This is a genomic window from Vibrio sp. Vb339 (assembly GCF_902751245.1).
In the GTDB taxonomy this organism is placed as follows: Bacteria; Pseudomonadota; Gammaproteobacteria; order Enterobacterales; family Vibrionaceae; genus Vibrio; species Vibrio coralliirubri.
The window spans coordinates 1-15,662 of record NZ_CADDIS010000012.1; the positions used below are offsets into that span (position 1 = coordinate 1).

The following is a 15,662-nucleotide window of genomic DNA, read 5'->3' on the forward strand; positions in this document are numbered from 1 at the left end:
GCTATTAACAACACCCCCTTCCTCACAACTGAAAGTACTTTACAACCCGAAGGCCTTCTTCATACACGCGGCATGGCTGCATCAGGCTTTCGCCCATTGTGCAATATTCCCCACTGCTGCCTCCCGTAGGAGTCTGGACCGTGTCTCAGTTCCAGTGTGGCTGATCATCCTCTCAGACCAGCTAGGGATCGTCGCCTTGGTGAGCCATTACCTCACCAACTAGCTAATCCCACCTAGGCATATCTTGACGCGAGAGGCCCGAAGGTCCCCCTCTTTGGCCCGTAGGCATTATGCGGTATTAGCCATCGTTTCCAATGGTTATCCCCCACATCAAGGCAATTTCCTAGGCATTACTCACCCGTCCGCCGCTCGACGCCCATTAACGCMCCCGAAGGATTGTTAGTGTCGTTTCCGCTCGACTTGCATGTGTTAGGCCTGCCGCCAGCGTTCAATCTGAGCCATGATCAAACTCTTCAATTTAAGATTTTGTGACTCAACGAATACTGACTTCAAAACTAATATTTACCGAAGTAAACATGTAATTCTAAAGCTATTACCATTCCAACAGAATGATAATGAATTGACTGTGCCGAATAACTACAAGTAGTTAAACGTATTGGTCACTCAGTTCATTGAAATCATTGTGTTACCGAAGTAACTGTCATTACCTAAGTAATAACGTTTTGATATTCATCAACGAGTGCCCACACAGATTGATAGGTTTAAATTGTTAAAGAGCGCTAGCGTTTTGTGATTCACATCTCAGTCGCTAGGGGTGCGTACTATACCTGCACCACTTTGAGAGTCAAGGGTTATTTTCAAACTCTTTTTCTCTACCGATTTTGCTGTGTGACTTTCGTCTCACTCCGTGTCGGTGAGGCGGCATTATAGAGAGATTGAGATGGAGCACAAGGGCTTTTTGAAATAAAAGTTTTGTTCGCCTAAAAAGCCACCAGATCCGCATTTTTCGAATAAAAACTAAACATTTGAGACGTATCACAGCAATACATTGGAAAAATGGAAGCCATGAACGTAAGATTCATGTGTCTATTTTGTTAATGGTAGATGCGTCTATTTCGTTTATTAATATGTAGTATTCCGATATGAACTCAAAAAAATCGATGTTGTTAATTGTCGCACTGGCTGTATTAGGCGGCATTGTTTTCTCTCAGGTAGATATATCGCCTGCAATTACCTTTATCCTTGGTGTCTTGGCTTCCGCTTTTGTTGTTAACTTTTCAAGCACCGACTCAAAATCAGATTCAGAACCTAAGGCTTCAACCAAAACACTTTATGTGGGTAACCTTCCATACAAAGCGAACGAATCACATGTACGTGAATTATTCTCAGAGCATGGTGAAGTATTTGCAGTACGTTTAATGAAAGACAAACGTACTGGTAAAAGAAGAGGCTTTGGATTTGTTGTTATGGCAAGTAATGATGTGAATCATGCAATCTCTGCACTTAACGATAAAGATTACATGCAACGCACTTTAAAAGTACGTGTTGCAAATGATCCTAAACATCCTGAAGCGGACGAATCTGAACTGAGCTAAACCCTAACTGCTTTAACATACTATTTAGTGCACTTTCTTTTTTAGGAAGTGCACTACAAAAAGCCTCACGCACTCCCTCTTCTTTATTAATGCTTTCCAAACCCAACAAATCTTGAACCCGCTTAGCTATCGCTTTACCAGAATCTATTAGCACTACACTTTCACCCAGTACTTGTTGAATCTCAGATTTGATCAGTGGGAAATGAGTACACCCTAATACAGCCACATCAACAATGTTGATCATCGGTTGAAGGATTAGTTGCAGCTCTTCAAGGTCAATCGCCTCCCCCCTGAGTTTATCTTCGGCCATATCCACCAGCCGAGTAGAACCTAAAAGTTCGACTCTTTTATTACTCGAGAAGTTTTTGATGAGCTCGTGTGTGTACTCACGAGTAATCGTTGCGGGAGTAGCAATGAGACCCACCGCTTTATTGGCAAGTAGGGATGCAGGCTTGATTGCCGGAACAACGCCAACAATTGGGATTTGATTATTAGCGCGGAGTGTAGGCAAGACAATCGTACTTGCAGTATTACAGGCTATCACTACGATATCTATTGCGTGGGTAGCCACAAAGCTGGCGACGATGCTTTGGACTCTGCGAACAAGGACTTGTTGATCGAGTTCACCGTATGGGTAAGCCTCGTTATCGAATACATAAGTATAGTTATGATTCGGTAGTAACTGGCTTATCTCCTTATATACAGATAGGCCACCCACTCCAGAATCAAAGACCAATATATTTTTTTGCAGACTATCCGACACAACGATTACCTATAATAAGTTTCGCTGCAATGATACTCCTTCGCTTAGTTTTCGCCAATCCTCACTCTATATAATGCAAGCTTGATAACGTTGATGAACAAAGCGCTCACCCTGCTCTACATTTTCCATCTCTATCTTAAGCTTTCCTTTAAAGCATGGCGCTGACGTTACTAAGGTATGGAACTCGCCATCTTCGCCACATGGATCGACATGACTCGGTAAGCTGTCTATTAGCTCAAGCGTGTATTCTTTCCCGCAATAGCCCATGTCCAATGCATCACTATCGACTGTGACGAGAAAGGTTTCGATTCCTCTGTCTATTATTTCACTCGCAAGTGCCTGACTGCTCTCTCCCATTAGAGGAAATACACACTCCCAACCCGCTGGTTCTATATAGCTTCTTCGATAATCGGCAATGCCATTGCAAAACATATCGCCGAATGCCACGGCATCGATAGATAAACCAGAGCCTTTAAGCGCCGTAACAATGGTACTTTGATAGATCTCATTACTAGGGAACACTTCCGGAAGTTCAATCGTTATTAATGGCAAACCGACTAATTGCGCCTGCATGGCAACAACATCAATCGGAGTCACTTGGAAAGGAACTTCATCTCCAACATATGTCGTATAGAGAGCAACAACTTCATATTCGGAGCTTTCAAGTAGACGCTCTAGCGTTAATGTCGAGTCTTTACCTGACGACCAACTTATGACGACTTTCTTTTTCATTGATATACCCAATAAGAAAAAACCGCCCGGAGGCGGTTTAGGTGTAAATTAGAATTGGTAAATAGCATTTACGTAATATGTACGCTCTGGAGATGGGTATCCACCAGCTGTCTCATACTCTTCATCAGTCAAGTTATCTACTCGACCATTTAAAGTAAGGTTCTCATTCGCATAGTAGTTAACTGACACATCAAATAAACTATATGCTGCAAGATCTTCAGAGAAGTCAGGTCGCTCACCTACGTATTGGTAACCTAATGAAACATCAACCTCATCAAAACTAGCTATCGCATTATACTTGTAGATCTCTTTGGCGCGGCGGACTAGCTGCTCACCTGATTGGTCTTCAGGATCTTGAAAATTGGCGCTTACTTGATGGTTAATAAAGTAAGTATCAAACCCTACGACCATTTCCACACCACGTAATTGGCTTTCACCATCAGTGTTGTAGTACTTACTCGTCGCATAGTTATAGTCAATCAAGTCTTCGACATTAGTATCATATCCAGTAATCGACCAATCAACACCCTTAACTAGACCACTAAAAGTCAGCTCTACCGAATCAGCTTTTTCTGCATCTAGCTGCTCATTACCGTAGTAGCTATATAATTGATACAAGTTAGGCGCCTTGAAGGATGTACCATAAGCTGCTTTAACAACAAACCACTCCGCATAACGATAGCCTAACCCTGTGTTGTAAGTGGTTTCGGTACCGAATTGCTCATTATCGTCAACACGAAGGCTCAGTTCACCAAACACTTTATCCGCATCTGCGTTTAATGCTGCGAAGTATGCAACGTTAGTTCTGTCATATTCAGTATTCGATGGCTTTACAATGTAAGCTTCATCTCGCCAATCGACACCACCGCTTAACGTCAGTGCTGAAGTAACTTTGTATGAGTTTACCCATTGAACATTAAGTTGCTCAAGCTCATCAGATGTAGCCGAAGAAGAGTTCTTGCCTAGAGACTTTTCGTAATTCCAGTTGTCTTGGTTCTGATAGTTAACAAGAAAATCTGACTTGAGTTCACTACCACTAAATTTAACGCCGGCAGCAACGGTAGAGTTTTGAACTTCAGCTTCTTTGTAAGAGTGAACGGGCGCTCCAGTAATATAATCAACATACGACCCATCATATTGAGAAATCGTCTCGAACATTCGGAAGTTAGCGAAGCCACTCCACTGTTGATCAAAATTATGCACATACCCTATTAAAGCATTACGAGATTCAAAACCGTGACGGTCACCATCGTTGACTCCAGGCATTGGGTGAACGTTATAGCCCTCATCAGAATCGTAACCAACGGATACGTTCAAATGACCGTTTTCACCAACCTTATTACCACTAACAAAGCTAAGCTCTTGATAATCTAGACTTCCCAGACCCGCACTTACTGCTGTTTCTTCGTTGTCAGAACTCGCAACTGTAATGATATTAATAACACCACCGATCGCCTCAGAACCATACATTGATGCACGAGCTCCACGAACATATTCCACTCGGTCAACAAATGTTATTGGTAACTGGCTAAAATCGACACCACCCTTTGCTGCTCGAGCAAAACGAATACCGTCAATTAATACGAGAACCTGATCAGAGTTAGCTCCTCGAACAAAGATCGAAGCTTGTTGGCCTCGGCCTCCATTTTGTGAGACTTGGATACCTGTCAGTCGTCTAAACACATCGGTTAAAGATTTCGCTTGAATACGGGCGATATCTTGGCGAGTCACAACCTCAACTTGAGCAACAACACTTTCGGTGCTTTGCTCAAAACGGTTAGCCGTAACCACCATGGTTTCGTCAGTAGATGCTTCTTGGGCGTGTAAATTGGAGATAGGTGAAAGCAGCGATGCTACAGCAACCGCTAAAAGGGATTTGTTCATGTTGTGATCCTAAATCGCGTAAATTCCTACCAAACCACATTGTATGGTTTAGCTACTGGCAGGTATTCGGACTCAAGAGCACAACCTTATGGTTTACCTCATATTCGACTTCCCACAAAAAGCTATTTGCAGTGTCTTGTGAATATTCGTTCTCTTTTACCGCTGCGCGTCAGTTCTGGATTCACACCAGATTCCCTCTTCAGCCATCTATACATCCAAATGGCACCAGCTTGCGGGAGATAGTATTAACCTATGAATCATTTGTCTAGTCTAAGATAGTTATAAGCTATAGTTTTCATGCTCGATTTACATTGAATGACTCTCAACACTGGACAAGCGCCTGTGATTGAATAAAATCTGCGCTCTTGATTTAAAAGCACGACAGCAAAAGGCATAACAATGGCGAATTTAGATGTAAACCCGCAACGCTACCAAGAACAACTGGCAGAAAAGACAGAGCGTCTTACAGAAATGTTCTCAGAATATGATGTGCCTGAACTGGAAGTGTATGAATCTCCAGAACAACACTACCGCATGCGTGCTGAGTTCCGCGTGTGGCATGAAGGTGACGATATGTATTACGTCATGTTCAATCAAGAGACTAAAGAAAAATACCGCGTAGACCAGTTCCCTGCAGCTAGCCGTCTTATCAATGACCTAATGCCTCTATTAACAGATGCAATGAAGGACAACCACTCTCTACGCCACAAGCTATTCCAAGTAGACTTCCTTTCTACGTTAAGCGGCGAAATTTTGGTGTCATTGCTTTACCACCGTCAATTAGGTGAACAGTGGATTCAAGATGCTAAAGCACTTAAGCAGCAATTAAACGATGAAGGTTTTAACCTAAACCTGATTGGCCGTGCGCGTAAGATGAAAATCGTACTGGACCGCGACTACGTAATTGAAAAGCTAGATGTGAATGGTGATAGCTACATCTACCAACAAGTAGAGAACAGCTTTACTCAACCAAACGGCAAAGTGGCAGAGAAAATGTTGGAATGGGCTGTCGACTGCACTCAAGACAGCAAAGGCGATTTGCTTGAGCTTTACTGCGGTAACGGTAACTTCTCATTAGCGCTGGCACAAAACTTCGAGCGTGTACTGGCAACAGAACTGGCGAAGCCGTCAGTAGAATCTGCACAATACAACATCGCGGCGAACAACATTGAAAATGTTCAGATCATCCGTATGTCTGCAGAAGATTTTACCGTAGCAATGGAAGGCAAGCGTGAATTCCGTCGTCTACAGCAAGCGAACATCGATCTTAAGAGCTACAACTGCAACACTATCTTTGTTGATCCACCGCGTTCAGGTATGGATGTTGACACTTGTAAGATGGTTCAAGGCTACGAGCGTATCATGTACATCTCTTGTAACCCTGAAACATTGAAAGAGAACCTAGACATCCTACGCGAAACGCACGACATCACTCGTTTTGCTCTGTTTGATCAGTTCCCTTACACCCACCACATGGAAGCGGGTGTGTTCTTAGAGCGCAAAGCATAAACCTCGCTTTCTCGGTCTAAGACAAACAGCAGATACAAAAAAACGAGCCAATTGGCTCGTTTTTTTATTTGTAGATTGGTTTAAGCGGTTTTACCGATAAAGCCTAGCTTCTTACCTACCCAGGCTAAAAGCAGCATCGCGACAATAATCGCAAAGAAGTTTGAGCCAGCATCAGGGTGTTGTGCTTTCACGAAAGCCGAGTGGCCAAATGCACCCACGAAGAAACAAGCTAGACCTACTAGTGGGATATCTTCAGATACTGGGTTAGTTAGGTACTCTTGGTAAAGCGCTTGTACTGCCAAAACTAAAGCGATCAGCGGGAAAATAGAGAAGCCCACTTCGCTCATTGTTACCCAAGATAACAATGCATCACCACACACACCAGCTACAACAGCAAGTACGAGTGTCTTTCTTTCAGAACCACGGTTTACAGTATTATTTTCATTCGACATTATTCAATCCCGCCTTTTAATCGGTTACGTTCACGTTCTTTACGATACCAAAAAGCTCCTTTGGCCATCATTCGCAATTGCATGATCAAGCGTTCAGCCAATTCATCTCGCTGACGTCGATCTAAATCTAATGCTTCTGCCCCTGAGTTAAAGACTAAGATGACCGAGGCTTCCGCTTGAGTGAAAGCTTCGTCCCTTGTCATGCCAGTCGTTATCAAATATTCGGTTAACTCAGCAGAGAAGTGCTGTATCTCACGAGCTACCGCTGCACGAAACTCAAATGAAGTTCCTGAGCGCTCTCGCAATAACAGTCTGAATACGTTAGGGCTGCTTTCAATGAATTCCATAAAGGTTTCAACCGATGTGCGAATCACACTGCCTTCTTTGACTATGCGTTGCCTAGCTTGACGCATTAACTGGCGCAACAGTAAGCCACCTTCATCAACCATGGTTAAGCCAAGCTCATCCATGTCTTTGAAATGACGATAAAAGGAAGTCGGTGCTATTCCAGCCTCACGAGCGACTTCTCTCAAGCTTAGATTGGAAAAACTACGATCGGCGCTGAGTTGGCTAAATGCTGCATCGATTAAGCTGCGACGAGTTTTTTCTTTTTGCTGTGCGCGAATGCCCATTGGTTTCATACTTTATCAATTTCTTCTTTTACAGCCTAAACAGGCATGTCTAATACTCTGTTCAATATAACGCGAATCACTTATTTATATAAGGCACTCTGGTTATATAAGACACTAAACATACCTCTTTGTTCACGTACCGAAGTAAATACGTTCGAAGAAAAAATTTCAATATCCACACTGTCATTTGGAGACATACGACATACCAAATATTATTTTTTCGATAACACTGCGTGATCCCACCGACTCTCTGATGCCCTTTTCATGTACCCAAGAACAGAATCAGTTAAAATCTCGCTAAAGCAATGTTAATCAAATATAACAAGGAAGATATCTATGCCGCACTCCAACCACTTTGATGTAATCGTAATTGGTAGTGGCCCCGGAGGAGAAGGGGCAGCGATGGGATTAACCAAAGCCGGGTTGAACGTTGCAATCATTGAAAAAGAGAGCAGCGTTGGTGGTGGTTGTACTCACTGGGGAACCATTCCTTCCAAAGCACTGCGTCATGCCGTAAGTCGTATTATCGAATTCAACAGTAATCCGCTGTTTTGTCAGAACAACAAAAGCATTCACTCAACGTTTTCCAACATTTTGGGTCATGCCAAATCAGTTATCGACAAGCAGACTCGATTACGTCAAGGCTTCTACGACCGCAACCAGTGCACGTTGGTATTTGGTACTGCACGTTTTATCGATACCAACACTGTCTCGGTAATGCAAAGCGATGGCACTGAAGAACATTACAGCGCAGATAAATTTGTTATCGCGACAGGCTCTCGCCCTTACCAACCAGATAACGTCAACTTCCTGCATGAACGTATCTACGACAGCGACTCGATTCTTTCTCTTAAACACGACCCGCAACACATCATCATCTATGGTGCTGGCGTTATTGGTTGTGAATACGCATCGATTTTCCGCGGTTTGGGTGTAAAAACCGATCTTATCAATACTCGTGACCGTCTGTTGTCATTCCTAGACAATGAAACCTCAGACGCGCTTTCTTACCACTTCTGGAACAGCGGCGTCGTGATTCGCAACGATGAAACCTTTGAGAAAATTGAAGGCACGGACGATGGCGTGATTATTCACTTAGAATCTGGCAAAAAGATGCGTGCTGATTGCCTACTGTATGCCAATGGCCGAACGGGTAATACCGATAAACTGAACCTTGGTGCTGTTGGCTTAGAAGCAGACTCGCGTGGGCAAGTCTCAGTAAATACCAATTACCAAACCAATGTTGACCATGTTTACGCTGTCGGTGATGTGATTGGCTACCCTAGCCTAGCAAGCGCTGCTTATGACCAAGGTCGATTTGTGGCTCAGGCAATTGTGAAAGGTGAAGCTGAGCGCCACCTTATCGAAGACATTCCAACCGGTATTTACACCATCCCTGAGATCAGCTCTGTTGGTAAAACCGAGCAAGAACTTACCGCAGCTAAAGTACCGTATGAAGTAGGACGTTCTTCTTTCAAACATCTCGCTCGTGCACAAATCGCGGGTAAAGATATTGGTAGCTTGAAAATCCTATTCCACCGTGAAACCAAAGAGATTTTAGGTATCCACGTGTTTGGTGAGCGTGCTGCTGAGATCATCCACATCGGTCAGGCGATCATGGAACAGAAAGGCGAAGCCAATACCATCGAGTACTTTGTGAATACGACCTTCAACTATCCAACAATGGCCGAAGCTTATCGCGTCGCAGCGCTTAACGGACTTAACCGTTTGTTCTAAACAAAGAACCAATAGGACTATTTGACCACCTGTAGGCCAAATACATAAACAGCAAGCCACGCGCTTGCTGTTTTTACTTAAAGTGTTGAATAGTAAAGCATTGATAGTAATTAGATCATGATGTTCTAAATACCCCTTTACCTGTACAGCCTCATTTACTATCCACAAGCAGAGCCCTCAGAGCTAAGCGAGAAACTCACCCTTCTTCCACTGAGAAACAAACAACACACCAAGACCAATCCCACGCATTGCCATAAAGCTCAGCATCGCTAACCACAGTGCATGGTTCTCTAAACCTGATACTAAATAGAAAATCGCGAAGAAACTGCAGGTCGCAACAAACATACTATTGCGCATATCCTTGCCCTTGGTTGCTCCAACAAAAATACCATCCAACAAGAAGCACCACATAGACACCAATGGCATTGCAATCAGCCATGGCAGATACACCTCAGCTTGGCTCTTCACGTCTGGGATTGTGGTGATCATATTAATTAAGTTAGAGCCAGCGATTGCAAACGCTATGGTCAGTACCAAACAAATATTGAAGCTCCAGAAGAAAGTGCCAATCAATGACTGGTTCAGCTCATCTTTGTCTTTCGCGCCTATCGCCTTACCTACCATCGCTTCCATTGCGTAGGCAAAGCCATCCATCCCATAAGAGATGATCATCAAGAAACTCATCAACACGGCATTGGCCGCAACAACATCATCGCCAAAGCTTGCACCTTGGAAGGTCATGAAAGTGAAAGTCGCTTGTAGACACAATGAACGAAGAAAGATATCGCGATTCAGTTTCACGAAACGACTCAAACCTTGGCTGGTTTTCTTAAGCAGATCCCATGGCGATGGTAATTGTTTCTTCGCCCAGATTCGGTAAACACAAATCAAGCCAAATGTTAGACCGGCATAATCGGCCATTACAGAAGCCAATGCTGCACCTTCCACTTGCCACCCTAAACCGATAACAAAAACGATATCCAAAACGATATTGGTGAGATTGGTGATAATCACCATCCACATGGGCGCTTTGGCATTTTGAGTCCCGAGCAGCCAACCTAAAATAACAAAGTTAGTCAGCGCAGCAGGTGCACTCCAAGCGCGGATTGAGAAATATTGCTGACCATAGTGCTTAACTTGATCACTGGCGCTACTCAATGAGAAAACTAAATCGGCGACTAGACTGTGTAAAAGCAAAAAGATACCAGCAAACCCTAAGGCCATGGTCACGCCTTGCACAAAGACTAAACCAAGTTGCTTGCCATCGTCTGCGCCATAAGATTGTGCTGCAAGCCCAGTTGTCGACATACGCAAGAAACCGAGCAACCAAAAGGTCACGCTGATCATTGTGCCGCCCAGTGCCACACCACCTAAATACCAAGAGTGCTCTAGGTGACCGATAACCGCCGCATCGACTAAGCCCAACAGTGGAACAGTAATATTAGAGAGAACCATCGGGATCGCGAGCAACAGCACTTTTTTATGCATCGCCTGATTGGATAGCGTTTGAAAAATAGTTTGGGGATTAAATAGCTTCACGATCACCTCTTAGATTAGAGGCGATAGTTTAACCTAGTGGCTGGGCTTTCACTATGTTGTGGAATTTTACTTATACCGGCTATGTGCTCAGTTACTCGAAATACAGAACCGCTAGGGTTACCACTTAACGAGCACTAACTGTGGCGTTAAACGCTTTTTGACCTGAGAGATCTTACAAAGAAGTCGCTGCCACAATTTCCAACGGTTGCATTGCTGGTCTAGTGGAGAAAACGCTTTTACCCATTGCGCCCATGGCAGCCAATTAAGGACGCTGTCTACCGGAGAAGACAGGCCATGCGCATACTTTCCTGAACCAAGTTTTTGCCCCAACGTACTTGAGCTTTTATCTCCAGCTAAGACTAAACACGCATGTGCATGAGTAAAATAGCGGCTCAAAGACTGAATGAAATTCGCGGTCTGTTGTTCATTGTAATCCAGCAGAGCATGTTCGCACACCACCATCACTGAGGCTTGTTCTGGAATATTAAGTTCATCCAACCAAGTCAGATCGTCAACCGAACCACACTCCAAACGGTAGCGTTCATTCTTGTGGAACAGGCGTTGGCGCCAAACTAGATTTTCAGTTACATCCAATTCAACCCAATGACAGCGGCCATTATCTAAACGGTAGAAACGAGTATCGAGGCCTGCCCCAACATTGATAATCCAAGCATCTGGATTATGTGATAGAAATTGTTGAACTTGAGAGTCACAAAGCTGAGTCAATGTTGCGTAGAGAAGTTGTTGTTGGTCGAGTTCACCAGTAAGACATTCTGGTGCTAATTGGCAACGCTTGCAGGCTTGAGCTGCGATAGGATCATAAACGAGACCATCATCGGCAAGGCTTTCGCGGCTGCGAAACCAAAGATGTTGAACGAGGTTGGTCGGAACTTGGAATTCTTGATGTGCAGACCCTTGTTCAGAAGAAGCCTTTTGAACAGAGGAGCGCGGCTTACGAGTAAGCGGCTTCATTTGAGGTTTGGTTGGGTTTGGCATCATCATCTTCCTTGTATCTCGACAAAGAAGATGATAATGAATATCAATTACAATAACAAGTTATTGAGAATAAATATCAATAAGCTGTTTGTACTGACTACATCCAGTCGGTGTTGCGAATAATACCAACCGCAAGCCCTTCAATAGACAAGTGTTGAGATTCTAGATCGACATGGATTGGAGAAAACTCTTCATTTTCAGCATGTAACAGAACCGTTGAACCTTTACGTTCTAGGCGTTTTACCGTTACATCATCATCGACACGAGCCACAACAACCTGACCATCGCGGACATCTTGTGTTTTATGAACAGCTAATAAATCACCATCCATAATACCGATGTCTTTCATACTTTCGCCATTTACACGAAGTAAGAAGTCAGCTTGTGGTTTAAACATGCCTGGATCAACTTGGTAATGCATTTCTACATGCTCTTGAGCCAAGATAGGCTCACCAGCGGCAACCTGACCGATTAATGGTAAACCTTGCTCTTCGTTCGCTGCATCTTCAAGCAAAATACGAATACCGCGAGACGCACCCGGGATAATCTCAATCGCTTCTTTACGAGCAAGAGCTTTCAAATGTTCTTCTGCAGCATTAGCAGAACGGAAGCCTAGTTCACGCGCGATTTCTGCACGTGTCGGTGGCATACCGGAATCTTCGATCTTACCTTTGATAAGGTCAAAGACTTGTTGCTGGCGGGGCGTTAACGGCTTCATGATTCACCTGTCTTTTTATACAGTTGACTGTGAGTATATCCAGTAACTGAACAAAAGCAAAGCAATTGGTTGTTTTTAGTTCATTTTTAGCAAATTACAAAAACAAGATCTCTAGCCACACATAACCTGCGAGTGCCAAACAGATGAAAACCGCTGCCGAACCGACATCTTTCGCCATTCCAGATAACTCATGATGCTCACTGCCGATTCGGTCGACAACCGCTTCAATCGCGGTATTGATTAGCTCGACAACCATCACCAATACCACCGATGAGATCATTAAGATTCGTTCAACTTGGCTTACATCTAAGTAAAATGCCAACGGAATAAGCACGGCCGCCATGAACACTTCTTGTCGAAATGCAGCCTCGTTTTTAAACGAACTCGTAATGCCTTGCCATGAAAAGCCTGCAGCTTTGATGATGCGTTTGAATCCGGTGTTTGATTTTTTGGTCATTTTTAACCCTATACTCAATCAGTCGATGAATGATTTTCCACAAACTTAACGGCAATATGACTATTTCCATTAAAAGGTTAGACCAGTTTCTGGTATTCTTGCATCGATTAAATTTACGCCTAGGCTTATCCCTATTTCACTCATAGGATTTATCCTTTTTATCAGAGAAATAGAGATACGCTTCAGCACATTGAAATAACTATTGAGGCAGTGAACCTATATGTCTTCTGGACAATCTTTTTCACGTTCATTAATGAAGCTACCTTTATCCGTATTGGTAAAGGGCACATCAATTCCTTCAAACCCTGTTGAGGATTTGAACATTGATTTGAGCAAACCGATTGTATACGCCTTACCGTTTCGCTCAAGTGTCGACATTCTTACATTGCAAAAACATGCACTTGAATTAGGCCTACCTGATCCGTTGAGCAAGCTTGAAATCAACGGCAAATCACTGCAACGCTACGTTTTTATCTCTTCTCGCAAAACTCTACTGCAAGACGATGATTATGTACCAAGCTCTTCAATTGAAGTGTTCTCTGAACTGCTTTCACTGCACGCTGACGACTCTGAACTCGATGTTCAAGTTATCCCTGCTACAGTGCTGTGGGGACGTAAGCCTGGTAAAGAGAATAACCAGAAGCCTTACCTACAAGCAATGAACGGCTTAGAGAAATCAAAAGCGGTATTGCTCGCAGGTCGTGACTGTCTGGTGCGTTTCAGCCCAGTGGTTTCTCTACGCTACATGGCTAATTCACATGGCACCGACAGCACCATCGCGCACAAATTGGCGCGCGTGGCACGTATTCACTTCTCTCGCCAAAAGCTTGCTGCATCAGGCCCTAACCTGCCAAGCCGCCAAGCTCTGTTTGATCGCCTACTAAAATCAGAAGCGATCAAAAAAGCGATTGAAGACGAAGCGCAAGCAAAGAACATCTCAATCGAGAAAGCGAGCAAAGAAGCTCAAGACATCATGGACGAGATTGCTGCGAACTTCTCTTACTCGCTGATCAAACGCGGTGAGAAGATTCTTGGTTGGCTGTGGAATAAGTTGTACCAAGGCCTGCATATCAGCAACGCTTCAACGGTTCGTAAGTTGGCTCAAGATGGTCACGAGATTGTTTACGTGCCTTGTCACCGTAGCCACATGGACTACTTACTGCTTTCTTATGTGCTTTACCACGAAGGCATGGTGCCTCCGCACATCGCTGCGGGTATCAACCTGAACTTCTTCCCTGCCGGTCCTATTTTCCGTCATGGTGGTGCGTTCTTTATTCGTCGTAGCTTTAAAGGCAACAAGCTGTACTCGACGATTTTCCGTGAATACCTAGCGGAATTGTTCGCTAAAGGTTACTCAGTAGAGTACTTCAGCGAAGGTGGTCGTTCTCGTACAGGTCGTCTACTGCAAGCGAAAACGGGCATGCTAGCGATGACAATCCAAGCAATGCTGCGCGGCATGAACCGTCCGGTGACTTTGGTTCCTGTGTACATCGGCTACGAACACGTGATGGAAGTAGCGACTTACGCGAAAGAACTTCGTGGTAAGCGTAAAGAGAAAGAAAACGCGAGCTTAGTGATTCGTACCATTCGTAAGCTGCGTAACTTTGGTAAAGGCTACGTGAACTTCGGTGAGCCGATTCAGCTTAACCAATATCTGAATGAACACTCACCTGAGTGGACCAAAGACATCGACCCAATGGGTACCAGCAAACCACAATGGATGAATCCGGTGGTTAATGACTTGGCGACCAAAATGATGACGCACATTAACGATGCGGCAGCGACCAATGCACTGACCCTTTGTGCAACGGCACTATTGGCTTCAAGACAGCGCGCATTGTCTCGTGACTCTTTGGTTTCTCAGATCAATTGCTACCTGTCTCTGCTTAAGAACGTTCCATATTCTGCAACGTTCACTGTGCCAAAAGACAGCGCTGAAGATTTGGTAAAACATGCTGAGTCACTGAACAAGTTCTTGATTGAATCAGACTCAATGGGCGACATCATTTCGCTAGACCGTCACCAGTCCATTCTGATGACCTACTACCGAAACAACATCATTCACTTGTTTGCTCTGCCATCGTTAATTGCACAAATGACCATTCGTCAGCGTGGTTTATCGATTGACGCAATTCAAGAGAACGTTGCTGCTATCTACCCGTTCTTGAAGAAAGAGCTGTTCCTAAGCTACGACGAAGACAAGCTTGAAGGCGTGGTTTCTAACATCATTGAAGAGCTGGTTAACCAAGGTATGCTTGTGGTTTCTGATAACGAAGTCACCATCAACCAATCAAACAGCCAAGCACTGATGCTGTTAGGTCGTACGATTTCAGAGACGCTACAACGCTACTCTATTGCTCTGAACCTGTTGGCAGAGAATCCTGATCTGGATAAATCTGATCTTGAACAGAAGAGCCAAGACATTGCACAGCGACTTGGCCGTCTACAAGGCATCAATGCACCAGAGTTCTTCGATAAAGGTGTGTTTGCTTCAATGTTCGCCACTCTGAAACAGCAGCAATATCTGGATAACGATGGTAACTGTGATTTAGAAAAGACTCAGCAATTCGCTAAGCTTCTCTACTCAATGCTTTACCCAGAAGTACGTTTGACGATTCAGGAAAGTATCCACCAAGCGGAATAATCTCAGCTTGGCGTCGCTTTCATTGCAAAGCGAAACACGATCA

General features: G+C 44.0%; 13 protein-coding genes, 1 rRNA gene and 1 riboswitch. Of the genes, 4 read left to right on the forward strand and 10 right to left on the reverse strand.

What is annotated here, in order from left to right:
* A 16S ribosomal RNA gene (locus HRQ85_RS24965) occupies positions 1 to 480 on the reverse strand; the annotation flags it as partial.
* 623 nt (positions 481 to 1,103) lie between these two features.
* On the opposite strand from HRQ85_RS24965, the gene HRQ85_RS24970 reads away from it, so the two are divergent.
* Entirely contained in the window at positions 1,104 to 1,556 is a 453-nt protein-coding gene (locus HRQ85_RS24970) for an RNA recognition motif domain-containing protein (RefSeq protein ID WP_017061054.1), read from the forward strand.
* Here HRQ85_RS24970 and murI read toward each other — a convergent pair.
* Genes murI through btuB form a run of 3 tightly spaced genes read right to left on the reverse strand, consistent with a single transcriptional unit; the run spans position 1,519 to position 4,935 of the window.
* Positions 1,519 to 2,325, reverse strand: a complete 807-nt coding sequence (gene murI / locus HRQ85_RS24975; RefSeq protein WP_216655524.1) for a glutamate racemase — start codon at positions 2,323 to 2,325, stop codon at positions 1,519 to 1,521. The genes HRQ85_RS24970 and murI overlap by 38 nt on opposite strands.
* 60 nt (positions 2,326 to 2,385) lie before the next feature.
* Complete coding sequence (locus tag HRQ85_RS24980) at positions 2,386 to 3,051, reverse strand: adenine nucleotide alpha hydrolase (protein WP_172380849.1); 666 nt, start codon at positions 3,049 to 3,051, stop codon at positions 2,386 to 2,388.
* A gap of 48 nt (positions 3,052 to 3,099) precedes the next feature.
* A complete protein-coding gene (gene btuB / locus HRQ85_RS24985) occupies positions 3,100 to 4,935 on the reverse strand; it encodes a TonB-dependent vitamin B12 receptor (protein ID WP_172380850.1) in 1,836 nt (611 codons plus the stop codon).
* Positions 4,936 to 4,975: 40 nt separating this feature from the next.
* Positions 4,976 to 5,180: riboswitch (cobalamin riboswitch) on the reverse strand.
* A 154-nt stretch (positions 5,181 to 5,334) separates the two neighbouring features.
* On the opposite strand from btuB, the gene trmA reads away from it, so the two are divergent.
* Positions 5,335 to 6,444, forward strand: a complete 1,110-nt coding sequence (gene trmA / locus HRQ85_RS24990; protein WP_081231055.1) for a tRNA (uridine(54)-C5)-methyltransferase TrmA — start codon at positions 5,335 to 5,337, stop codon at positions 6,442 to 6,444.
* A gap of 80 nt (positions 6,445 to 6,524) precedes the next feature.
* Here trmA and HRQ85_RS24995 read toward each other — a convergent pair whose 3' ends face one another.
* Positions 6,525 to 6,896, reverse strand: coding sequence for a YijD family membrane protein (locus HRQ85_RS24995; protein ID WP_004736696.1), 372 nt, complete (start codon positions 6,894 to 6,896; stop codon positions 6,525 to 6,527).
* Complete coding sequence (gene fabR, locus HRQ85_RS25000) at positions 6,896 to 7,537, reverse strand: HTH-type transcriptional repressor FabR (protein ID WP_010438693.1); 642 nt, start codon at positions 7,535 to 7,537, stop codon at positions 6,896 to 6,898. The genes HRQ85_RS24995 and fabR overlap by 1 nt, the downstream gene beginning before the upstream one ends.
* Before the next feature lie 327 nt (positions 7,538 to 7,864).
* On the opposite strand from fabR, the gene sthA reads away from it, so the two are divergent.
* Positions 7,865 to 9,265 carry a Si-specific NAD(P)(+) transhydrogenase gene (gene sthA, locus HRQ85_RS25005; RefSeq protein WP_172380851.1) on the forward strand — a complete coding sequence of 467 codons (1,401 nt, stop codon included), beginning with the start codon at positions 7,865 to 7,867 and terminating at the stop codon, positions 9,263 to 9,265.
* 183 nt (positions 9,266 to 9,448) lie between these two features.
* Here the strand turns inward: sthA and dinF are convergent, their stop codons facing one another.
* The 4 genes from dinF to HRQ85_RS25025 form a co-directional block, all read right to left on the reverse strand.
* Positions 9,449 to 10,804 (reverse strand): MATE family efflux transporter DinF, encoded by a 1,356-nt coding sequence (dinF, locus tag HRQ85_RS25010; protein WP_172380852.1) that lies wholly within the window; start codon positions 10,802 to 10,804, stop codon positions 9,449 to 9,451.
* 117 nt (positions 10,805 to 10,921) lie between these two features.
* Positions 10,922 to 11,800, reverse strand: a complete 879-nt coding sequence (locus HRQ85_RS25015; RefSeq protein ID WP_172380853.1) for a class I SAM-dependent methyltransferase — start codon at positions 11,798 to 11,800, stop codon at positions 10,922 to 10,924.
* 97 nt (positions 11,801 to 11,897) lie between these two features.
* Positions 11,898 to 12,518: a transcriptional repressor LexA gene (lexA, locus tag HRQ85_RS25020; protein ID WP_019820514.1), complete on the reverse strand. Its 621-nt coding sequence runs from the start codon at positions 12,516 to 12,518 to the stop codon at positions 11,898 to 11,900.
* 94 nt (positions 12,519 to 12,612) lie between these two features.
* Positions 12,613 to 12,975 (reverse strand): diacylglycerol kinase, encoded by a 363-nt coding sequence (locus tag HRQ85_RS25025; RefSeq protein ID WP_048615036.1) that lies wholly within the window; start codon positions 12,973 to 12,975, stop codon positions 12,613 to 12,615.
* A 220-nt stretch (positions 12,976 to 13,195) separates the two neighbouring features.
* Here HRQ85_RS25025 and plsB point away from each other — a divergent pair, with 220 nt between their 5' ends.
* Positions 13,196 to 15,619, forward strand: a complete 2,424-nt coding sequence (gene plsB, locus HRQ85_RS25030; protein ID WP_048615034.1) for a glycerol-3-phosphate 1-O-acyltransferase PlsB — start codon at positions 13,196 to 13,198, stop codon at positions 15,617 to 15,619.
* Positions 15,620 to 15,662: the final 43 nt, after the last annotated feature.